At 63.1% G+C, this 20,544-nt stretch carries 17 protein-coding genes, 2 tRNA genes, 1 pseudogene and 1 riboswitch; of the genes and pseudogenes, 15 read left to right on the top strand and 5 right to left on the bottom strand.

Going from position 1 to position 20,544, the window contains the following annotated elements; translation table 11 throughout:
- Positions 1–335: 335 nt before the first annotated feature.
- From C501_RS0111645 to C501_RS0111585, 13 genes and pseudogenes are all read left to right on the top strand, one after another.
- Positions 336–3,464 carry an Rne/Rng family ribonuclease gene (locus tag C501_RS0111645; RefSeq protein WP_018135812.1) on the top strand — a complete coding sequence of 1,043 codons (3,129 nt, stop codon included), beginning with the start codon at positions 336–338 and terminating at the stop codon, positions 3,462–3,464.
- Between the two features lie 50 nt (positions 3,465–3,514).
- Positions 3,515–3,614, top strand: a riboswitch (TPP riboswitch).
- A 7-nt stretch (positions 3,615–3,621) separates the two neighbouring features.
- On the top strand, positions 3,622–5,193 hold the full coding sequence (thiD, locus tag C501_RS0111640) for a bifunctional hydroxymethylpyrimidine kinase/phosphomethylpyrimidine kinase (RefSeq protein WP_018135811.1): 1,572 nt from the start codon (positions 3,622–3,624) through the stop codon (positions 5,191–5,193).
- A 348-nt stretch (positions 5,194–5,541) separates the two neighbouring features.
- The gene (gene rplU, locus C501_RS0111635; protein ID WP_026174881.1) at positions 5,542–5,850 is read left to right on the top strand and encodes a 50S ribosomal protein L21; all 309 of its coding nucleotides are present in this window, start codon (positions 5,542–5,544) and stop codon (positions 5,848–5,850) included.
- Positions 5,851–5,884: 34 nt separating this feature from the next.
- The gene (gene rpmA, locus C501_RS0111630) at positions 5,885–6,139 is read left to right on the top strand and encodes a 50S ribosomal protein L27 (protein ID WP_018135809.1); all 255 of its coding nucleotides are present in this window, start codon (positions 5,885–5,887) and stop codon (positions 6,137–6,139) included.
- Positions 6,140–6,369: 230 nt separating this feature from the next.
- Positions 6,370–7,902 (top strand): annotated as a pseudogene (obgE, locus tag C501_RS0111625) (GTPase ObgE); the annotation flags it as partial.
- Positions 7,903–7,912: 10 nt separating this feature from the next.
- On the top strand, positions 7,913–9,073 hold the full coding sequence (gene proB, locus C501_RS0111620; RefSeq protein WP_018135807.1) for a glutamate 5-kinase: 1,161 nt from the start codon (positions 7,913–7,915) through the stop codon (positions 9,071–9,073).
- A gap of 18 nt (positions 9,074–9,091) precedes the next feature.
- Positions 9,092–10,414 carry a glutamate-5-semialdehyde dehydrogenase gene (locus C501_RS0111615; RefSeq protein ID WP_156807755.1) on the top strand — a complete coding sequence of 441 codons (1,323 nt, stop codon included), beginning with the start codon at positions 9,092–9,094 and terminating at the stop codon, positions 10,412–10,414.
- 121 nt (positions 10,415–10,535) lie between these two features.
- A complete protein-coding gene (locus C501_RS0111610; protein ID WP_018135805.1) occupies positions 10,536–10,775 on the top strand; it encodes a hypothetical protein in 240 nt (79 codons plus the stop codon).
- Between the two features lie 7 nt (positions 10,776–10,782).
- Positions 10,783–11,391, top strand: a complete 609-nt coding sequence (gene nadD, locus C501_RS0111605) for a nicotinate-nucleotide adenylyltransferase (protein ID WP_264451993.1) — start codon at positions 10,783–10,785, stop codon at positions 11,389–11,391.
- A 63-nt stretch (positions 11,392–11,454) separates the two neighbouring features.
- Positions 11,455–13,128 (top strand): hypothetical protein, encoded by a 1,674-nt coding sequence (locus C501_RS0111600; protein ID WP_018135803.1) that lies wholly within the window; start codon positions 11,455–11,457, stop codon positions 13,126–13,128.
- A gap of 16 nt (positions 13,129–13,144) precedes the next feature.
- Positions 13,145–13,534 (top strand): ribosome silencing factor, encoded by a 390-nt coding sequence (rsfS, locus tag C501_RS0111595; protein ID WP_018135802.1) that lies wholly within the window; start codon positions 13,145–13,147, stop codon positions 13,532–13,534.
- Complete coding sequence (locus C501_RS0111590) at positions 13,531–14,169, top strand: histidine phosphatase family protein (RefSeq protein ID WP_018135801.1); 639 nt, start codon at positions 13,531–13,533, stop codon at positions 14,167–14,169. The genes rsfS and C501_RS0111590 overlap by 4 nt, the downstream gene beginning before the upstream one ends.
- 47 nt (positions 14,170–14,216) lie before the next feature.
- Positions 14,217–14,292 (top strand) — tRNA-Ala (locus tag C501_RS0111585).
- A gap of 54 nt (positions 14,293–14,346) precedes the next feature.
- Here C501_RS0111585 and C501_RS0111580 read toward each other — a convergent pair.
- Complete coding sequence (locus tag C501_RS0111580) at positions 14,347–15,369, bottom strand: alcohol dehydrogenase catalytic domain-containing protein (protein ID WP_026174879.1); 1,023 nt, start codon at positions 15,367–15,369, stop codon at positions 14,347–14,349.
- A gap of 325 nt (positions 15,370–15,694) precedes the next feature.
- On the opposite strand from C501_RS0111580, the gene C501_RS0111575 reads away from it, so the two are divergent.
- Positions 15,695–17,092 (top strand): DUF2130 domain-containing protein, encoded by a 1,398-nt coding sequence (locus C501_RS0111575; RefSeq protein WP_018135799.1) that lies wholly within the window; start codon positions 15,695–15,697, stop codon positions 17,090–17,092.
- Positions 17,089–17,325 carry a helix-hairpin-helix domain-containing protein gene (locus C501_RS0111570; protein ID WP_018135798.1) on the top strand — a complete coding sequence of 79 codons (237 nt, stop codon included), beginning with the start codon at positions 17,089–17,091 and terminating at the stop codon, positions 17,323–17,325. Before C501_RS0111575 ends, C501_RS0111570 begins: the two co-directional genes overlap by 4 nt.
- 65 nt (positions 17,326–17,390) lie before the next feature.
- Here C501_RS0111570 and C501_RS0111565 read toward each other — a convergent pair.
- The 4 genes from C501_RS0111565 to C501_RS0111550 all read right to left on the bottom strand — a co-directional run bounded on the left by C501_RS0111565 (position 17,391) and on the right by C501_RS0111550 (position 20,540).
- A tRNA-Arg gene (locus C501_RS0111565) sits at positions 17,391–17,463 on the bottom strand.
- 82 nt (positions 17,464–17,545) lie between these two features.
- The gene (locus C501_RS0111560) at positions 17,546–19,135 is read right to left on the bottom strand and encodes an FAD-dependent oxidoreductase (protein ID WP_245532476.1); all 1,590 of its coding nucleotides are present in this window, start codon (positions 19,133–19,135) and stop codon (positions 17,546–17,548) included.
- Entirely contained in the window at positions 19,132–20,046 is a 915-nt protein-coding gene (locus C501_RS0111555; RefSeq protein ID WP_018135796.1) for an FAD:protein FMN transferase, read from the bottom strand. The genes C501_RS0111560 and C501_RS0111555 overlap by 4 nt, the downstream gene beginning before the upstream one ends.
- Positions 20,046–20,540, bottom strand: coding sequence for an FMN-binding protein (locus tag C501_RS0111550; protein ID WP_018135795.1), 495 nt, complete (start codon positions 20,538–20,540; stop codon positions 20,046–20,048). The genes C501_RS0111555 and C501_RS0111550 overlap by 1 nt, the downstream gene beginning before the upstream one ends.
- Positions 20,541–20,544: the final 4 nt, after the last annotated feature.

Genomic DNA, 20,544 nt, shown 5'->3' with positions numbered 1-20,544 from the left:
CCTGCACAGCTTCCGCTTCACTGTGCGATCTTCACTATGAGATAATGAATCCTGGTCGGCAGAATGTGCCACATGCATTCTCCGGTCCAGCGCTATGGCTTCCCGCTCAGGGAACAGGCTCGGAGCAGTGTCCGTATCGTAACTGCGTCAGATAGGCGTTTCGAGGAAGATTCTGCTGATCGAGGCTCAGCGCTGGCGAGTCATCGTCGTTTCCCCATGAACGGGGCGTGCGGGCTCGTAGCTCATCGACTTTCAGCCGAAGCCCGAGGGTATCGGCACCAGAGCCCGGCCGGCATTGAATGTGGCGGTTCCGTCGGGGTGGAGTACAGCTAAACATGGAGATTGAAGAGAACGTTGCACCATTGCCCGAGCAAGAAGCAACCGTAAAGTCTCGCCGTTCGACGAAGAAGAAGACCGCAGACAAAGCCGATCAGGCCGTAAGAACCTCCAAGAAGGCTCAGAAGAGCCCCGAGGGTAATGCAGAGGCCCCGGCGACAGAAGAAGTGCAAGAAATATCGGCGCAGTCTTCTGCAGAGGCTGGCAGCCTCCCGGGGCCTGAAGCGGAGAAGAAACCCGCCAAGAAACCGCAGCGCGGCGGTCGGAAAAAGAAGGCAGTTGCAGCTCCGGAAGATGCCGATCAGGCAGCAGAGCAGGCCGAGACCGACCAAGATCAGAAGGCTGTGCCCCAGCGCAGAAGCCGGAAGCGCGCTGCTTCGGCAGAGCCGGTAGCGGCCGCCCAGGACGCCGAAACCGCTGAGGTTCAGCCTGGAAGCTCGCTTGAGTCCTCGCCCGCCGAGGCCTCAACTCCTGCTGCCGCGCCGGCCTCAATGCTCTTCCAGGCCCCGGATTTTTCCCAGTTCGCAGCGTCAGCACCGAAGGCAGCAACATCCCGAGCCTCCCGCGAGCAGGAGTCGGACGATGAACTCGACGAGCAGCTGGAAGGCCGTCAGCGGCGGCGCAGCCGCGGACGCCGGGGCAAAGTTGAAGTCGGCTCGGACAACAAAACGCAGAGCGCGGCCGAGGGCGCAGAGGCCGACGAAAGCCACCCAGGCCAGGAAGACGACGGGGAGGCATTGCGCAGGCGCCGCAGGCGTCGCCGCGGCGATAGCGATATCGAGCTGACCGGCGGCGGGGAAGACGATCCGCCCAATACCGTTACCCGGGTTCGTGCTCCCCGTAATGGGGGGGACGCCGGGGGCGATAAAGACAAAGTAGCCGCGGTCAAGGGCTCCACCCGACTGGAGGCCAAAAAGCAGCGTCGCCGGGAATCCCGGGAGAGCGGACGCCGCCGCCATGTCATCACCGAGGCTGAGTTCCTGGCGCGGCGCGAGTCTGTGGATCGGACCATGGTCGTCCGGCAGCGCGATGACAGGATCCAGATCGGAGTCCTGGAAGACGGTGTGCTTGCGGAGCACTTCGTCTCCAGGACGCAGCAGGATTCACTCATCGGCAACGTCTACCTGGGCAAAGTCCAAAACGTCCTGCCGAGCATGGAGGCCGCTTTCGTGGATATTGGACGCGGGCGCAACGCTGTGCTCTACGCCGGTGAGGTCGTCTGGGATGCGGCCAAGCTGGGCAACTCTCCTCGGCGCATCGAGAACGTCCTCAAATCGGGCGACTCTGTACTGGTTCAGGTCACCAAGGATCCGGTAGGGCAGAAAGGCGCCCGACTGACGAGCCAGATCTCCTTGCCCGGACGCTACCTGGTCTATGTCCCCGGTGGTTCCATGACCGGTATTTCCCGGAAGCTCCCCGATGTCGAACGGAACCGGCTCAAGCGGATCCTCAAGGACAATCTGCCCGAAGGCGCCGGAGTGATCGTGCGCACCGCAGCCGAGGGCGCCAGCGAAGAAGAGCTGGTCAACGACATCAACCGGCTGCGGGCGCAGTGGGAGAACATCGAATCCCGGGCGAACTCCAAGAAGACACTCGCTCCGGAGATGCTCTATGCGGAACCGGACCTCACTATCAAAGTAGTCCGCGATGTCTTCAATGAGGACTTCTCGCAGCTCGTCGTCGCCGGAAACGAGGCCTGGGATACGATCGAGGCGTATGTGACCTATGTCGCCCCGGACCTACTGGACCGTCTGAAGAGGTGGGATCAGCCGGAAGATATCTTCACCGAGTATCGGGTCACCGAGCAGATCAACAAAGCACTCGATCGAAAGGTCTTCCTGCCTTCTGGCGGTTCGCTCGTTATCGACCGCACCGAGGCGATGACCGTGATCGATGTGAATACCGGAAAATTCACCGGGTCAGGCGGCAACCTCGAGGAAACCGTTACCAAGAACAATCTCGAGGCCGCTGAAGAAGTGGTGCGCCAGCTGAGACTGCGGGATATCGGCGGCATCATCGTCATCGACTTTATCGATATGGTGCTCGAATCTAACCGGGACTTGGTGCTGCGTCGCCTGGTCGAATGCTTGGGCCGGGATCGCACCAAGCACCAGGTAGCCGAGGTGACCTCGTTGGGTCTCATCCAGATGACCCGCAAGCGCATGGGCACCGGTCTGTTGGAAGTCTTTGGCGAGCAGTGCGATGCCTGCGCCGGCCGCGGCGTCGTAACGCACGAAGAGCCCGTGGAGCACCGCACCACCCACGCTGCTGCGCCGCAGTCGGATCAGCAGCGTCAAGGTGGCAACAACCAGGGCAATCAGGGCGGTGGCAAGGAAAGTCGCAGCGAGAAGCGACGCAATCGGCAGCGGAAGCAGAACAACAATGCTGCCGAGGTCGAGACTCAGCCAGGTCAGGACGAGGAAGGCGGCGAGGTGAAGGCCGCTCAGGCCGAAGCGACCCGCCAGGCTTTTGCGACGATCGCCGCAGCCGCAATGGCGGCGCACCATCCCGAGGCTGAAGCCGGAGATGAGCCCAGCGCCCAGCCGGATCAGCAGAAGTTCGACCGGATATCTGAGCAGAGCCCGGCACCTAGTGAAACAGGGCAGGCCGGTTCCGGAGCAGATGAAAGCCACGCTGTGCTGACCTTCGGGGCGGACACAGTGGAACTGCCTCGCGCGGAGAAATCAGCACAAGAGCCGGCAGCCGCTTCGGCACCTCAGCCGGAGCTCACGCTGGACCGGCTCAGTGATGTCTTCGACCATATGGCTCCTGAGCCGGAGGGGGCAGCATCCCAGGATTCCGACGGAGGCGTTCCGGAGGAGGCTGCAGGGCGCCCGCGTGCTCGGCGACGTCGGGCTGCAGGCCGTGCTCAGGGGGCGGCGAACAGCACCGCGCTGGATGCCGCGCTGCCAGCGGCGCAGGGCACTGAGTCCAGCTCCCCGGAACCTGAGGCCGATGCGTCCCAGTCCGAGGTGCCCCAGCGCAGAACCAGAAAACCGCGCTCGGCGCAGGCGCCGAAGAAGCACAGCGGAAAGAGTCAGGATGCGCAGAAAGCCGCCCAGAAGGAGACGAAGCCAGTGGTGGAGCCGATGATCCTGGGCGTAGGAGTTCCGGCCTCAGAGCTCTAAAATCTCGAACATTCCGATTCACGACTCCCCAGCCCGCTAGCGATAGGCTGGGAAGCGACACGGGGTGCAGGCCAGACCGGCCGGCTGAGAATCGAAACCCGTTGAACCTGTCTGGTTAACACCAGCGAAGGGATGTCGCATGCCCCTGATGTCACCCATGACCAAGCCCTTCTCACCGGGAGCGGCACAGCAGAGCGAAATCATCGCCGGGAGCCAGCCGGTCCTCGCGCCGCCCCGAGTCCCGAAAGTGCTCAGCATCGCTGGGTCGGATCCCTCCGGCGGTGCTGGGATCCAAGGTGATCTGAAGACGATTGCGGCGCACGGTGGTTATGGCATGGCCGCATTGACCGCGCTGACCGCGCAGAACACTCAGGGAGTCCGCCGGGTGCATATCCCGCCGCCGGAATTCCTGCGGCTCCAGCTCGAAGCGCTCAGCAATGATATCGAGATCGACGCGGTCAAGATCGGCATGCTCAGTAAGGCCCCGGTGGTTGAGACCGTCGCTGCCTGGCTGAAACAGGCCGCGCCGGCGATCGTCGTGTTCGACCCCGTCATGGTGGCCACGAGCGGAGACCGGCTGCTCGATGCGGATGCCGTCGCCGCGCTGCACGAGCTGATTCCTTTAGCGGATCTGATCACCCCTAACCTTGCCGAGCTGACGGTACTGACCGGGCAGGAGCGCATCCCGGACTGGGTCTCGGCCCTTGAGCTGGCGCAGCGCCTAGCCGAGAGGTATCAGCTGACGGTTTTGCTCAAAGGCGGTCACCTCGAGGAGTCGGAGCTCGTCCCCGATGCTCTGGTCGGGCCCGACGGAGATCGATTCGAGCTGACGTCAGCCCGAATCGACTCGAAGCATACACACGGTACCGGGTGCTCGCTCTCATCAGCGATGGCGACCTTGCAAGTGCGCACTGGAGACTGGACGGAGAGCTTGAGCCTGGCCAAGCCCTGGCTGGTCGAGGGCATCCGGCAAGCGGTGCACCTCGAGGTCGGTCAGGGCAATGGGCCGGTCCAGCATTTTCCTTCAGACCAGCCCAGCAGCATCACGCAGAGTTGGTGGCAGCAGAGCGCAGAGCTCCGCGGCAGGATGATGGGCCTGGAGTTCCTCAGCGGACTCGCTGAGGGAAGCCTGCCGAAGCCTTGGTTCGACTACTACCTTATGCAGGATGCTCTTTACCTGGAGGAGTATTCGCGAGCCCTGGCTCGGGTCTCCGCTCTGTGCTCGCAGACTGCGGATCAGATGTTCTGGATCAGAAGCTCTCTGGACTGCCTCGAGGTGGAGGCGCAGCTGCACCGGGACTGGCTGACGGGCGCTGGATCAGTTGTGGGTGCTTCAGCTGATTCTCTGGCTCTGCCGGGCCCCGTGACGAGGTATTACACCGATCATCTGCATGCTGCGTGCGCAACGGGTGAGTACGGGGTCGCCGCGGCTGCGATGCTGCCGTGCTTCTGGGTCTATGCCTGGGTGGGGGAGCAGCTGGAGGAGCGGCGAGCAGCAGTAGCTGCAGGAGAGCCCACCGGGACGAGCGCGACGCACCCTTATGCGCGCTGGTTGGACACTTACGCTGATGAGGAGTTCAGGTTGACGACGACGCGTGCCATAGAGATCGTGGAGCGCGCCGGATGCGCCGCGACCCCTACGCAGCGGGAGCGGATGCGGGAGGCCTTCAGGTATTCGTGCGAGTACGAGCTCGAATTCTTCGACGCACCACGACTCTTCGCCGGATAAGCGAGGAGAAGCTCCGAGAACTCCTTAGTGTTCTGGAGTGTTCCGACTCCGGTCGGAGCGGCGCACCGGCAGTGGCGATATTTGCGAGTCTGCTAGTGAATGCCGTATCCTAGACTGTCGGTGCATATGCCGTGCCCACTTAATGAATTGCTGCTAAACTGCTGAAGAACTGCTCTAGAGAGCAGCGCTGATCAAGCATCTTTATTGTGCAGCATAAGAAGTGGTCCGGGGCGAAGCACGGCGCATAGTGTCTGAGGCTGAGAAGACATCCAATGCGCGGGCCGAGAAGGCAAGACACAAGCATCAGCAATTTAGAAGCTAGCATCGTCGAGAGAAGTGAGTTCCGCAGTGGTGTACGCGATTGTCCGCGCAGGCGGCCGCCAAGAGAAAGTCTCTGTAGGAGATTTCGTAACCCTGAACCGTGTCCAGGGCGAGGCCGGTAGCACCATCGAGCTGCCCGCAGTGCTCCTTGTCGACGGTGAGAAGATTACTTCGGATGCCAAGGACCTGGCCAAGGTCAAGGTCAAGGCCGAGATCCTGGAGAACCTCCGGGGCCCGAAGATCGTCATCCAGAAGTTCAAGAACAAGACCGGCTACAAGAAGCGTCAGGGTCACCGCCAGGCGCTGACCAAGGTCAAGGTCACCTCCATCGCTTAAGCATCCGTATCAAGGCAGGACAAGAGGCTAAATCATGGCACATAAAAAGGGAGCTAGCTCCACCCGTAACGGCCGCGACTCGAATGCTCAGCGCCTCGGCGTGAAGCGCTTCGGCGGCCAGGTAGTCTCCGCTGGTGAGATCCTGGTGCGTCAGCGCGGAACCCACTTCCACCCCGGCGCCGGTGTTGGACGTGGCGGCGATGACACACTGTTCGCCCTCGAGGCCGGTGCTGTCGAGTTCGGTACCAAAGGCGGCCGTCGCGTCGTCAACATCGTTACTGCCGGCTGAAGCACAGTAGCAGCAAACTAACGTTTTCGGTGGAGCGGGCCAGCAGGCTCGCTCCACCGGCGTTTAACACCGTTAATACGGTGGACCGACCACGCCGGCACCTGCGCTTCTTCTAGAATGGGAAGCACGCTTTGACCGCCGGGCAGGTTCGCTGCTCGCGGTATTCAATGTCAGTTCCAGCCGGTCTTTGCTTTGATCGGTTTTGAGGTCAGATTAGTGAGGAGTCAGCTGTGGCAAGCTTCGTCGACCGAGTGGTGCTCCACGTTTCCGGAGGCCGGGGCGGTCACGGCTGCGTCTCGGTCAAGCGGGAGAAATTCAAGCCATTGGGCGGCCCGGACGGAGGCAATGGCGGTGACGGCGGTGAGGTGATCTTACGCGTCACCAATCAGACCACTACCTTGCTGGATTACTACCACACCCCGCACCGGCAGGCTGGTAACGGCGGCCCCGGCATGGGCGGCTTCCGGCATGGCAAGAAGGGCGAACCGCTCGTGCTCCCCGTGCCCGAAGGCACCGTCGTCAAAACCAAAGACGGCGACGTTCTGGCGGATCTGGTCGGCGAGGGAACCGAATACCTGGCCGCTGCCGGCGGCCAGGGCGGCCTGGGCAATGCGGCGCTGTCCTCACAGAAGCGCAAAGCCCCCGGCTTCGCGCTGCTCGGCGTGGACGGCCAGGAGCGCGATATTGTCTTGGAACTCAAATCCATCGCGGATATCGCCTTAGTCGGCTTCCCTTCCGCCGGGAAGTCCAGCCTGATCGCAGCGATCAGCGCGGCCCGGCCGAAAATCGCGGATTACCCGTTCACCACTCTGGTGCCGAACTTGGGCGTCGTCGAAGCCGGCGAGGTCCGCTTCACCATCGCCGATGTGCCAGGGCTCATCGAGGGCGCCAGCGAAGGCCGGGGCCTGGGCCACGATTTCCTGCGGCACGTTGAACGCTGCGCCGCCATCGTGCACGTGCTGGACTGCGCCACGCTGGAAAGCGACCGCGACCCGCTGAGCGATCTCGCGATCATCGAAGTCGAGCTGGAGAAGTACGCGGTGGATATGGGGCACTCCGGGGACCAGAGCGATGTGGTGCCGCTCAATGAGCGGCCGCGACTCGTGGCGCTCAACAAAGTCGATACCCCGGATGGCCGGGATATGGCGGAGTTCGTCCGCGATGAACTGGAAGAGCGCGGTTACCGGGTCTTCGAAGTCTCCGCGCTCACTCGTGAGGGGCTCCGCCCCCTGGCCTTCGCTATGGCCGAGCTCGTCATCGAGGCGCGGGCCTCGGCTGAGATCATCGCGCAGACCGTTCAACCGCCGGTGCTCCGGCCCCGTGCGGTGAATCAGCGCGAATTCCGGATCCGCCCGGAGCAGCGCAATCTGGAGCCTCTGTACCGGGTGCTCGGCGAGAAGCCCGAGCGCTGGGTACAGCAGACAGACTTCACGAATGAAGAAGCTGTGGGCTATTTGGCGGACCGGCTCAATAAGCTGGGCGTCGAAGACGAACTCTTCAAGCTCGGTGCCAAACCGGGAGATGCGGTGGTGATCGGCGAGGACAGCAAACACGCGGTGCTCTTCGACTGGGAGCCGACACTGATCGGCGGAGCCGAGCTGCTCAGTGGCCCTCGAGGCACCGATGCCCGCTTGGCCAGTGCGGAGTTCGGCGAGCGGCCCACACGCAGCCAGAAACGTGAGGAGTACCAGGAGCGCAAGGATGCCAACGCAGCGGCCCGGGCGGAGCTTGAAGCCGAGCGGCGGGCAGGTCTGTGGTCTGAAGATAGCGCTGATGAATGATTCAGCGGCGCAGATGCCTCCCGGGGCCGGCCGCGAGTCGCTGCGTGATGCTCGACGGATCGTCGTCAAAGTCGGATCCTCTTCGCTGACCTCGGTGAGCGGCGGTATCTCCACCACGGCGCTGACAGCCCTGGCGAATGTACTGGCGCGCAGGCAGCTGGCCGGCGGCGAGATCATCCTGGTCTCCTCGGGAGCTATCGCTGCAGGGCTCGCCCCTCTGGGGCTGGTTCGTAGGCCGAGGGATCTGGCGACCCAACAAGCGGCCGCCAGTGTAGGTCAGGGGTTGCTCCTGGCCCGGTACACTGCAGCCTTCGCGCACCACGGTGTCACGGTCAGCCAGGTCCTGCTGACTGCTGAGGACTTTAGCCGCCGCACTCATCACGCCAATGCCCACCGGGCACTGGAGCGGCTCCTGAATCTTGGTGTGCTGCCCATCGTCAATGAGAACGACACCGTGGCCACGCATGAGATCCGCTTTGGCGACAATGATCGTCTCGCGGCCCTGGTGGCTCACCTCGTCAAAGCCGATGCCCTGATCCTGCTCTCCGACGTCGACGCTCTCTACGACGGGCCACCGGCCGCGGGGGCCCGGAGGATTCCTGAGGTCGCCAGTCCGGAGCAGCTGGCCGGGATCGAGATCGGCAGTCCCGGAACCGCTGGCGTGGGTACCGGCGGCATGGTCACCAAAGTTCACGCCGCTACTATCGCCGCCAGTTCTGGAACCCCGGCGCTCATCACGGCGGCAGGCAGTATCGCAGGGGCGCTAGCGGGGGAGGACCTAGGCACTTGGTTCCCGAGCTATGGCACTCGCCGCCCCGCCAGGCTGCTCTGGCTGGCGCATCTGGCGGGTACACATGGTCGACTGCATCTGGATGAAGGCGCTGTCCGCGCGGTCCGCGACCGGCACAGCTCACTGCTGCCGGCTGGCATCACCGGAGTGGACGGCGAGTTCGAAGCCGGGGACGCCGTGGAGCTCGTCGATCCGGCAGGACGCGTCTTCGCCAGAGGGCTCGTCAACTACCACGCCGGAAAACTGCCGCGGATGCTCGGCCGCAAAACCGATGAACTCGCTACTGAGCTGGGCCGGGAGCATATCCGCGTGGTCGTGCATGCAGACGATCTGGTCCTGCTCTCTCCCCTCGGCGGGCCCTGAGCAACTAGACTCGCGCTTATGGTGATGAGATCGATGGCAGCAGGTACGGAGCAGACGCCCGCAGCGGGCGGTACCGCGGTGGAGGCTGTCACGGAAGCGGTATACGAGATCACAGACCGGGCCCGGGCTGCATCGCGTGGCCTCGCCAGGACCAGCCGCGCTCAGAAAGACCGGGGGCTGCTCGCCGTCGCTGAAGCGCTCGAAACGCACCGGAATGAGCTTCTGGCGGCGAACGACCAAGATATCGACCGGGCCCGGTCAGCCGGCACCGGATCGAGCCTGTTGGATCGGATGACGCTGACTGCCGAGCGCATCGGCAAACTCTCCCAGGCCTTGGTGGACCTTATCGCGCTCCCTGATCCGGTGGGTTCCGTCGTACGCGGGCAGAGCCTGCCCAACGGCCTCAGGATGCGACAGCAAAGAGTTCCGCTGGGCGTCGTCGCCGCGATCTACGAGGCCAGGCCCAACGTCACCGTGGATATCGCAGGCCTTGCGCTGAAAAGCGGTAACTCGGTGATCCTGCGTGGAGGCAGTGCGGTAGCCCAGACCAACGCCACGCTGATCCGCGTTATTCAGCAGGCTCTGCGGGAATCCGGTCTGCCAGCGGATGCCGTACAGGGCGTTGACGCCTTCGGCAGGGAAAGCGTCGAGGTGCTGATGCGGGCCAGGGGCCGGGTCGATGTCCTGATTCCGCGAGGCGGCCGCGAGCTCATCCAGCGCGTCGTCAATCACTCCACGGTCCCGGTGATCGAAACCGGGGAGGGGAACGTGCATATCTTCATCGATGAATCGGCCTCGGTGGAACAAGCCGTGGCGATAGTGCTCAACGCCAAGACCCAGCGTCCCAGCGTATGTAACACCGTGGAAACCCTGTTGGTTCACCAGGATGCACCGGCTCTGAACCCGGTTCTCGAGGCGCTCAGCGCTGCCGGAGTCAGCTTGCACGCCGATGAGCGGGTCATCGCAGTGCTGCCGGAGGGAGTCGAGGCGCAGGCCGCCGATGATGCGGACTGGGCTGCGGAGTACCTCGATCTGGACCTGGCCGTGCGTATGGTCGACTCTGTCGACGATGCGCTGGAACACATCTGGCGCTGGAGTACCGGCCACACCGAGGCGATTCTGTCGAACGACCTGGCGAATACCGAGCGATTCATCGCAGAGGTGGATTCAGCCGCCGTGATTGTCAATGCCTCGACGCGGTTCACCGATGGCGGCGAGCTCGGTCTGGGCGCTGAGGTCGGTATCTCCACCCAGAAGCTGCACGCACGCGGTCCGATGGGCCTTGCCGAGCTGACCACGACGCAGTGGGTTGTCCATGGTGCGGGCCATATTCGTGATTGAGTCGGGCCGATTCGCACAAGGCCAGGTAGCATAGACGTAAGACACAAGCAGGATGCGTCGCATCCTCAAAGCGTAATCAGGGCCGTGCAGCGGACCTGGTAAAAGATAGGAGGCAGGGAGAATGCAGATACAGCTCGCCGAAGCGTTGAATCTCGCCAGCGAGGAGGAGCTGGCACCCCTGTGGATGCCGTCCTGGATGTTCGGCGTGGTGATGCTGCTGATCTTCATCGTGCTTTTCGTCGTCACGATCTCCTTCGCCAACCTGGGCAATCGGCATGAGGTTGTCGAAGAGATTCCGGACCCGCACCGCCAGCACCCCAATAACCACGAGCGCAAAAACCAGATCAGCTCGGGTCACTGAGCTACCGGTGGCAACGCCGGAACGCCGCACTCGATTGGGCGTGATGGGCGGTACGTTCGACCCCATCCATCACGGGCATCTAGTCGCCGCGAGTGAAGTCGCAGCACGATTCCAGCTCGATGAAGTCGTTTTCGTGCCCACGGGCCAGCCCTGGCAGAAATCCGGCCGGAAAGTCAGCGAACCGGAGCACCGTTATCTCATGACGGTCATCGCCACGGCGTCGAACCCTCGGTTCACCGTGAGCCGGGTGGATATCGACCGCCCGGGGCCGACGTACACTATCGATACTCTGCGGGACCTGCGGCGGATGCGCCCGGAAGCAGATTTGTTCTTCATCACCGGCGCGGATGCCATGGCTCAGATCATGTCATGGAAAGATAGTGATGAACTCTGGAGTCTGGCGCATTTGGTGGGGGTGACCCGGCCTGGTCATGAACTCGGTGATCCGGGGCGGCAGGGAGTGAGCCTTCTGGAGGTTCCTGCCATGGCGATTTCCTCCACGGATTGCCGGGAACGGGTCGCAGAGCAGCAGCCGGTCTGGTACCTGGTTCCGGATGGAGTGGTGCAGTACATCGGAAAATACGGACTGTACCGGGATCATGACGGAGACAGCTAGGGCCGGCCGAGAAGTTGAAAGCCAGCGAGAACTAAAACTCAGCGGATACAGAAAGACGCATTGATGAGCCAGGACGCCGAGCAGCCACGCAGCCGTAGGGAACTGCGTCGCCTGCAGCTCTCTGAGCAGAACAAGAGCGCCGAACGCGCGTATCCTTCGGTGCCCTTGCTGCCACCGATGCCCCCAGAGGAAGAGGCTGTCGCCTCTGGATCCTCTCCTGAAGAACTCGCTCTTTCCGCGCAGCCGCGAGATGACGTACCGGAGGTCCAGGGGAGCGCCCGGCATGCTTTGAGCAGTGAAGCACAGGCTATGACAGCCCCGGCCGAAGGGATGACTCGCCAGCAACTGCGCGCCAAGGAGCGCGCTGTGCAGACCTCGACGCAGATGCCGACGGAGTCTACGGAGTCTACGGAGTTTGCTGCGGAACCGGCTGTGGACCCCGCTAAAGCACCTCAGCCTGAGTTGTCCGTTCTGCAGACTGGGCACGGTGCGGCTGCCGAGCCCGAAAGCACTCTGGTGCCGGGGCCCCGTCGCCGCCACCTCGCTGCAGAAGCCGTGACCATCGATTCTCTGCCGAGCCGGCGGCAGCTCCGGGAAGGGGCAATAGCTACTGTCCCCGTGCAGAATGCCTTGGCGCCGAATACTTCGATGCACAACGCTTCTGTGCAATCAGCTGGCGAGCCCGAGAACGCAGCCAACTCGAGCTCCGAGTCAGTGTCGCAGCCAGAAGCAGCCACTATGGCCAAACGCATAGCTGAGCGCCCATCACAGCTGCGGGCGAGGGATCGTGCGGCGCTCAGGGCGTACCGCGAGTTGTCACAGACAGAACCTGATTCGAACGGGACGGCGGCTGCTCAGGAGGAGCTGCCGTCCCGGCGCAAGCTCCGGCAGCAGGTGTTGAATGCTGAGTCCGGGCTGAACGGTGCCAGCAGCGGCGATAGCGCTTCGACCCAAAAGTCACTCGCGCAGGCAGAGGAAAGTCAGCAACCAGGGGCGCTTGAGCAGGAATCATTGCTGGAAGCCACTCGGCATCATCTAGACAGTCTGCCGGTTCAGGACGACCCGCTGACGGTGGACCTCGAGGTTCTGGCCGAGCAGAAGAAACTCGCGGAACGAGCTGCTATTGTCAATCAGCGCGCTGAGGCGAGGGCAGCTCTGGCACGCGAGAATGCGGCGAGAGAAGCAGTGCAAGCTAAGCTCAACGATCCCACGACGGCGCATAATCTTGCCATGGTCACCCCGGCTCAGTTCATTCAGGTACCAGGGCTCGACCGTCCTGTGCCGAAGCCACCGGCAACCGCTCATGTGCCGATCGTCACCCGGGGGAATGACGAGGTCTCCAGCCTGGCTGTTGAGGTGCTGTCGGTGCCCGCGCCCGAGACGAATGGGTCGGTCTTGTCCGACAGTGAATCCCTCGAAGCTCCAGCTGTCGGGGCAGCGCGCGGAGCGGAAACCGCTCGCAGTGCTGCCTCCGGAGGCGAGCGGACCGAGCGCAGTGCGGTGCTGCGCCGAGCGGCGGAAGTCGCGCAACAGCATTCCACAAGTTTCTCCGAAGAAGAGCTGGAGTCTTCGCCGCTACCGGCCAACAGTGCCCATGGCCTGGAGCCGCTGGATGCTTACACCGCAGGTCTGGCCCAAGCACGCCGGGCCCGGCTCTGGCAATGGGTTATCGTGGCTGCCGGGGCCGTGGCCCTCGTGCTCGGTGTCACCCTGAGCATCTTCACCATGACTCGTTGAGTCGAACAGGAGCATTGTGACCGCTACTGACTACGCCATCGGGCTGGCGACCAAAGCCGCCGGGGCCGCTGCAGAGAAACTGGCCGAACAGATCGTTGCCATCGATGTCAGCGATCAGCTAGCGATCACAGATGTCTTCCTGATCGCCTCAGCACCGAGCGAACGTCAGGTCAATGCGATCGTCGATGGCATCGAAGAGGCGCTGCTCGCCCAGGGAATCCGCCCGGTGCGCCGTGAGGGGCGCTCTGAGGGCCGCTGGGTGCTGCTCGACTACGCGGATATCGTGATTCACGTCCAGCATGAAGAGGACCGGGAATTCTACGCTCTGGAGCGGCTCTGGAAGGATTGCCCCGTGCTGGATCTGGAGCTTCCCGAGCAGGCCGGGCCGCAGGCTTCCGAGGCATGAAGCGGGTTCTGTTCTGGCGGCACGGGCAAACGGATTGGAACTTGCAGCGCAAGTTCCAGGGGCAAGCGGATATCGAGCTCAACCGCACCGGGCTGATCCAGGCCGAACGCGCCGCAGCGCTGCTCGCCGGGCTCAAGCCGGATCGGGTGATCAGCTCCGATCTTGACCGAGCGGTGAACACCGCTGCGGCGCTGCTGGCCTTGATTCCGGGCTTTGCTGCTGAAAGCGATCCGCGCTTGCGGGAGACCAGCATCGGCCTTTGGGAAGGCATGACCTTCGATGAGATCACCGGGCAGTTCCCGGAGGAGATGGCGCGCTGGGAATCCGGTGCCGTCGACAGCCGCCCCGGCCGCACGGGGGAGACCCGGCGGGAGGTGGCCGCCCGGATGTCCGAGGCGGTTAGCGAGGCAGTTGCCGGGCTGCCTGAGAACGGGCTGTTGGTAGTCGTCAGTCATGGCGGAGCGATCCGTTCCGGCCTGCTCGAGCTGCTGGATGTGCCGCATGATCGCTGGGGGATGCTCTCCGGTGTGGGCAACTGCCACTGGTCCGTGATTGAGGAGCGTTCCGCGGGCTGGCAGCTCGTGGAGCACAATGCGGGAAGTCTGCCGGAACCGGTGATCGGAGATGAGGCTTAGGATTTGGTCCCGCAGGCCTGGCTGGTCTAGGATAAATGAGTTATTCCGGGGGTATGGCGCAGTTGGTAGCGCGTCTGCATGGCATGCAGAAGGTCAGGGGTTCGAATCCCCTTACCTCCACCACGGATCAGGAGCCGGTTCCGCATCATGCGAAACCGGCTCCTTTGTTTTCCGTTATCAGCCTTGCTGCGGCAGGAACACCCCTCGGAAGCGCATCTTGCCTGTGGAAAGCCGGTCGAAGGCCTCGGTGGCCTGATCGAGCGTGAAGGTCTCCGTGATCGGCTTGACCTTGCCCTGACCGGCGAGGTCGAGGACTTCGCTCAGATAGTGCTGGCCGCCATGGGTGGAGCCGATGACCTGCTGGCGCATCATGTGGAACGGCACGCCTTCCGAGGAGATCTCGAACGGCTGGGTGAAGTCGAGCCCGCTCAGTACCACGCGGCCGCTCGGCCGCAGGCCGGTCATCGCGTCTTCGGCGGCATCGAAGGCATTAGTGGTGACCAGCAGCACATCCGCCCCGCCGAGCTCGGCTAGTTCCTTGCCGTTGGCGACGACGTGATCGGCGCCGAGCTCTTTGGCGAGGTCGTGCTTATCGGGGGAGTGCGTGATGAAGATGGTCTCGAAGCCGGAGGCCTTGGCCAGCTGCAGGGCCACGTGCCCCAGGCCGCCGATGCCCACCACGGCGATCCTCTCGCCGGGTTGCAAGCCGGCATCGCGCAGCCCGCTCCACGTGGTGTACCCGGCGCACATCATCGGTGCCGCATCGACATAGTCCAGGCCTTCCGGCAGCAGCACCGTACCCTCGGCGGCGATAGCGATGTACTCTGCGTGCCCGCCTTGTGCGGCGAAGCCGGTGGTCCGCGCGGCGGCGCAGTTCATCACGGTCTGCCCGGTCAGCGGCAGGTTCTGGCGGCAGTAGTCGCAACGGCGGCACGCCTGCTGCACCCAGGTGGTGCCGACCCGGTCGCCGACCTCACGGCCGTTGACGCCGGCCCCTACCTCGACGATCTCACCGACCACCTCGTGCCCGGGCGTCTGGGGATAAATATCCCCGCCGGCGCCCTGCGTCGCCCATACATCGGTGTAGCACATGCCTGAGGCATGCACTTTCACCAGCACCTGCCCCGGCTCCGCAACCGGAGTCGGTACCTCCTGCACTTCCCAGGGCTGGTTCGCCCCGGTCATTACAACAGCCTTCATCGCAAGTCCCCTATTCCGCGGCCTCAGAGCGATACCCCGGCTGCACTTTGTACCTATCTGGTTCGGCACACGTTAAGAGGGAGTGCTCCTGCCTGTCAAAACCAACTGCTTACTTGGGAATGAGAGTTATTCCCGGTTGCTAGATGGTTATATGCGTTCGCAATCCAGCCGGATCTCTGCAGTCTGCAATAAGCGGTTCTTGCTTGCCTCGGTAATGATGGCAGCTTCGCCCGCACGTCTTTGCTGCTCAGTCGGCGCCTGCCGATATCGTAAAGGGTAAGACGCAGGGCACGTACTGCTCTTGCCCAGAAAGGAAGCCAGCTCCATGCATGAGATCCGCTGCCCGCACTGCGGTAAGGCGTTCACCCTCGATGAAGCCGGGTACGCCAATATCGTCAAGCAGGTGCGCGATAGCGAGTTCGAGCAGCAGCTGCATGAGCGGCTGGAACTAGCCGAGCAGAGTAAGCAGGAAGCCATCGAACGGGCGGAGCTCAAGGCCTCCGGCGAGCTTCAGCAAGCCACGGCGGCCAAGGATACCCAGATCCAGGAGCTCAAGGCCAGGCTTGATGCCGGGGAGGTGGCGCAGAAGCTCGCGGTGGCCGAGGCACTCAGTACGGTGGAAAAAGAACGCGATGGGCTGCTCGGCGAACTTGCGCAGACCAAACGGGAGAACCAGGCCGCGGCGTCCCTAGCCGAGAGCAGATTCGCCAGTGAGCTGCAGCAGGCCGTCAGCGCGAAGGACTCCCAGATCCAGGAGCTCAAGGCCAGTCTCGATGCCGGGGAGGTGGCGCACAAGCTCGCGGTCAACGAGGCCCTGAGCACGGTGCAGAAGGAACGGGATGCGCTGCAGAACGGTTTGGAGCGGGCTGCGCTGGAGAAGCAGCTCTCCGAGAAAGCTCTGCAGGACAAATATGAGACCCAGCTCAGAGACCGTGACGACGCTATCGAGCGATTGCGCGATATGAAAGCCAGGCTTTCCACCAAAATGGTGGGGGAGACGCTTGAGCAGCACTGCGAAACCGAGTTCAACCGGATCCGGGCCACCGCGTTCCCCAGAGCTTATTTCGAAAAGGACAATGACGCGCGCACCGGTAGTAAGGGCGACTACATCTTCCGCGAATCGGAGGAGAACGGCACTGAGATCGTCTCCATCATGTTCGAGATGAAGAACGAGAACGACGGCACCGCCACGAAGCACAAGAACGAGGACTTCCTCAAGGAACTCGATAAGGATCGTCGGGAGAAGGGCTGCGAATACGCGGTCCTCGTCTCCCTGCTCGAGCCGGAGAGCGAGCTCTACAACTCGGGCATCGTCGATGTCTCGCATCGCTACCCGACGATGTACGTGATCCGCCCGCAGTTCTTCATCCCGATGATTACCCTGCTGCGCAACGCCGCGCTGAACTCCCTCCAGTACAAATCGGAGCTGGAACTCGTCCGCGCGCAGAACGTCGATATCACCAACTTCGAGCAACAGATCGATGACTTCAAAAAAGCCTTCGGACGGAATTGGCGGCTGGCTTCGGAGGGGTTCGCAGAAGCCATCAAGCGCATCGACGAGGCGATCAAGGATCTCGAGAAAACCAAAGAAGCCCTGCATAAATCGGCTAATAATCTGCGGCTCGCCAACGATAAAGCCGAAGACCTGACGATCAAGAAGCTTACCCGGGGCAATCCGACGATGGCGGCTAAATTCTCTGAACTCGACGAGGAATCGCTATGACCAGCACAGGCTCATCGCTGCCGGAAGGCGCTGGCCTGCCCAGGATCGGGCGGCCCGCAACGGATGCTCTAACTCGGGCCGGCTACTCCGGCCTGGACCAGCTCACCGGGATGACGGCCAAGGAGCTGTTGACTCTGCACGGCGTGGGGCCGAAAGCCATCCGCATACTCCGTCAGGCGTTGGCGCAACGGGGCGAGTACTTCGCGGACGAGACCCCAGAAGAAACGCGTTGAACCGGCAGGCTCGTGAACGCGAAGAGAGCGCTATCAGAAGACTGCTAGCGCTCTCTTGTTCGATGTGCCCTCGACAGGATTCGAACCTACGACCTTCTGCTCCGGAGGCAGACGCTCTATCCACTGAGCTACGAGGGCATGAGGACTTTATGAGCTTATCAGGTTGCGATCCGCTGAAAAAACTCATGCCACCCCGGCGCTCACCCATGCCCCGGGATGTTCAGTACCCCAGGAAGCTGTCCGTGCGCAGAGATCGTGCACCAGCGGCATGAGCGGCCTGGCGGGCCTGGCCGACGAAGGCCGGGGAACCGGAGATGTAGACCCGGCGGCTCGCGATATCCGGTACCAGCCGCAAGAGTTTTTCTGCGCTGGGATAGGCCTCATCTATCCAGCGCAGGCCCGGGTCGCATTCGGCCTCCGGTGCGCCGCAGACAGTGAGTAGCTGCATTATGCCGGCGCGCTCGAGCTCTTCCAGCTCCTCCCGGTAGCCGTACTCCTTCGGGGCCGCGACCGTATAGAGCAGCACCGCATCTATGCTGTTCCCTGCCGTTCCGAGGTTGCCGCCGTCCAGGGCCAGTGAACGCAGCTGGCTGAGGAAGGGGGTGACTCCCACACCGCCGGCCAGCATCAGCACCGATGCATCGCCGCGGGTGCCGCCGGGAAGCACGAAGTCTCCCCACACCCCGGTGGCCGAGACCTTCTGGCCCGGTTCCAGCCGGTTCAGGGCGTTCTTGAAGCTACTGGACGGCTCAGCCAATCTGAGCCCGATGCCCGCTTTATAGGGATTGCTGGTGGCGGTGGTCAGGCTGAAGACGCGGCGGCTGCCGCGGGAATCCGGCTTCTGGTGCGGCAGCGAAAGCTCGAGATACTGGCCGCTGCGGAAGCGCAAGGGCCGCAGGCTCTCGAAGAGATACTCCCGACTGCTCGGCGTCAGTTCCCGCGATCCGGAGAAGCGTAGCTGGATGCCGGAGCGTCGGCTGAGCGCAAAAGCCAGCAGATTGCCGATCAGCAGGGCCAGTTCCGGCGTCGCGTAGATCGGGCCCAGCTGATACGGAACGGCGAAAAACACCGCTACGAGCACCGCGAGGCCTAGCTGCTGCCACTTCCGGGGTGGGAGCGTTAGGGGCTCCGAAAGCATGAAGCCGACGAAGAAGATCCCCGGCAGGGACAGGAAGGGCTGGCTCAGTGCGGCCTCTGCAGCCCCGGCGCTGAAAAGCCGCACCGCGATGATGCTGCTAGAGACCAACAGGAAGACCAGGCCGAAGACCAGCTTGCCGGTGCGGTAGAGCACGACGAAGGCCGCAGGCAGCACCAGCCAGAGCATGGCCGGGGTGGCCACCCACCAGGTAGCGAGATTCAGGCCGGTGAACCAGACGACGAAGGCCCCCAGCGCGGCCGGGTTGAAGATGTGCCTGCCGCGGAAGGCGAGGAGGAACTTCGAAACTCCGGCGATCGCGCTGGCGAGTGCGATGCCGCCGAGCTCGTCGGGTTCGAGCGTCGGGTTGAACAGGAAGTAGAGGAGCGCGCCGGTGATCAGACTGGATTCCAGATGGGCTGGTGCGCGGAAGAGTTTCCCCAGCAGCCAGCTCACCAGCGCAACGGGCAGTATGGCAAGGACTAGGGTCACGATGATGGCCGCAGGACCTAAGCGAAGCCAGCCCAGCAGATCCAGCGCTATCGAGTAGAGCACCAGAGCACCGAGTGCCACCGAGACGAGTCGGTACATCGTGCATCTGCCCAGCAGCCCGTCCAGCTGGCCCAGGGCAGCGGAGACGGAGCGGGTAGCAGCTTTTTCAGAATTAGCCATCATGCCCTTGCAGAAGTAGTGAATAACTCGCTGTCGAAACTGACCCCGGACGTCCCTGAAGCCACGGTGCCGATACTGCCATCAGAATGCACCCACAAGCCGGCAAAAGAGTAGTGCTGAGCGAGCCGTTGTGGGTCAGCGCAGAAGAGCGCGGTAGCCAGGGCGTCGGCCAGGAGCGCGGATGAGGCGATGACCCAGCTGGCTACTACGGTGCGAACCGGATGGCCGGTGCGGCCATCCAGAATATGATGCAACCCGTCTCCCCAGGCTCGCCGGTTGGCGGCCGAAGCGCAGATGGCGCCCTGGTTCATGGTGATGACGCCGATGGCCTGATCAGCCTGATAAGGGTGTTCCAGAGCGATCCGCACGGGTTCCGCGGTGCGGATCCGAAGGTCCCCGCCGGCATCCACAATATGCTCCGCGTACCCTGCCTGCACCAGGCAGTTGCCCACGAGGTCCACCAGCTGGCCTTTACCCGCCGCGCCGATATCCAGGGTCACAGAACGTAATGTGCGCAGGGTCGTGCCCTGCCAGTCGATGGCGTCTGGCCAGGAGAGCGGTTGCGGCTGGCCGGGGGATGGACGCAAAGAGTATCCGGGATCATAACCCCAATGCGCCAGCGCATCGCCGAGCAAGGGCGTCAGAGCACCATCAGTGAGGTCGAACAGCTTCCGGTAGAGCTCGCAGAGCGCTGCAGCCTCAGCGGGAAGCTCATAGGTCCCAGGTTGCGTGGCAGCCCGGGATATCAGTGAGTCCGAGCGGAAACGCGAGAACGCCGCATCGTAGGCGTCGATACGGGATGCAACTAACCGCTGAGCGGCCGCATCAAGCGGCCGCTCAGTGTCGATCTGCCATAGGGTGCCGATAGCTTCGAACTCATGCCGATGCGGCAGCGCCCTGGAACTGCCGGACATCAGTCCTGACGGTCAGAGGCATCGGCTTTGATCTTCGCCAGAGCCTCGTTGAACCCGCCGCTGGTCAAGGAAGAGCCGGAGACTTTTCCGACATTGATCTCATTGAGATTCTTGCCGACCACCTCGGCATCGATGCCGCTTGCGAACTGATCCTGGAAGCGCTGAGTATTCGGGTTTGACGGATAGGTTGTGAGCTCGACCGCGGTGACCACGCCGTTATCGACGGTCAACTGAACACCGAGCTTCTCCTGCCCGTTAGGAGAGGTGTAGTTGCCATCCTCTTCATACTGGCCATCGCGGTAAGTGCTCGTGCCGGCAACCGACTCAGTGCTCGTCGCGGGATCCGAGGCTGCCGGGCTGGTGCTCGGGGCAGTGGTCTCCGAGGTTCCCTGATCCGAGGGCGCGCAGGCGGCGACAGTTCCCAAAACAGCCAGACCGGCGGCTCCGGTCAGCAGGACCTTGCCCGCTGGCAGGGACACGAGAGTCGTATTCATCAGG

This window comes from Acaricomes phytoseiuli DSM 14247, assembly GCF_000376245.1.
Taxonomy (GTDB): Bacteria; Actinomycetota; Actinomycetes; order Actinomycetales; family Micrococcaceae; genus Renibacterium; species Renibacterium phytoseiuli.
The sequence above is the reverse complement of the archived record's forward strand: the minus strand, read 5'-3'. Positions and strand labels throughout refer to the sequence as shown.

Coding starts and splice junctions, on each gene's coding strand:
- C501_RS0111580 (WP_026174879.1), bottom strand. CDS start 15,369: ATGAAGGCTGTTGTAATGACCGGGGCGAACCAGCCCTGGGAAGTGCAG.
- C501_RS0111615 (WP_156807755.1), top strand. CDS start 9,092: ATGGTGATGAGATCGATGGCAGCAGGTACGGAGCAGACGCCCGCAGCG.
- C501_RS0111570 (WP_018135798.1), top strand. CDS start 17,089: ATGACCAGCACAGGCTCATCGCTGCCGGAAGGCGCTGGCCTGCCCAGG.
- thiD (WP_018135811.1), top strand. CDS start 3,622: ATGACCAAGCCCTTCTCACCGGGAGCGGCACAGCAGAGCGAAATCATC.
- C501_RS0111590 (WP_018135801.1), top strand. CDS start 13,531: ATGAAGCGGGTTCTGTTCTGGCGGCACGGGCAAACGGATTGGAACTTG.
- C501_RS0111610 (WP_018135805.1), top strand. CDS start 10,536: ATGCAGATACAGCTCGCCGAAGCGTTGAATCTCGCCAGCGAGGAGGAG.
- C501_RS0111600 (WP_018135803.1), top strand. CDS start 11,455: ATGAGCCAGGACGCCGAGCAGCCACGCAGCCGTAGGGAACTGCGTCGC.
- C501_RS0111560 (WP_245532476.1), bottom strand. CDS start 19,135: ATGATGGCTAATTCTGAAAAAGCTGCTACCCGCTCCGTCTCCGCTGCC.
- C501_RS0111645 (WP_018135812.1), top strand. CDS start 336: ATGGAGATTGAAGAGAACGTTGCACCATTGCCCGAGCAAGAAGCAACC.
- C501_RS0111555 (WP_018135796.1), bottom strand. CDS start 20,046: ATGTCCGGCAGTTCCAGGGCGCTGCCGCATCGGCATGAGTTCGAAGCT.
- C501_RS0111575 (WP_018135799.1), top strand. CDS start 15,695: ATGCATGAGATCCGCTGCCCGCACTGCGGTAAGGCGTTCACCCTCGAT.
- rpmA (WP_018135809.1), top strand. CDS start 5,885: ATGGCACATAAAAAGGGAGCTAGCTCCACCCGTAACGGCCGCGACTCG.
- C501_RS0111550 (WP_018135795.1), bottom strand. CDS start 20,540: ATGAATACGACTCTCGTGTCCCTGCCAGCGGGCAAGGTCCTGCTGACC.
- proB (WP_018135807.1), top strand. CDS start 7,913: ATGAATGATTCAGCGGCGCAGATGCCTCCCGGGGCCGGCCGCGAGTCG.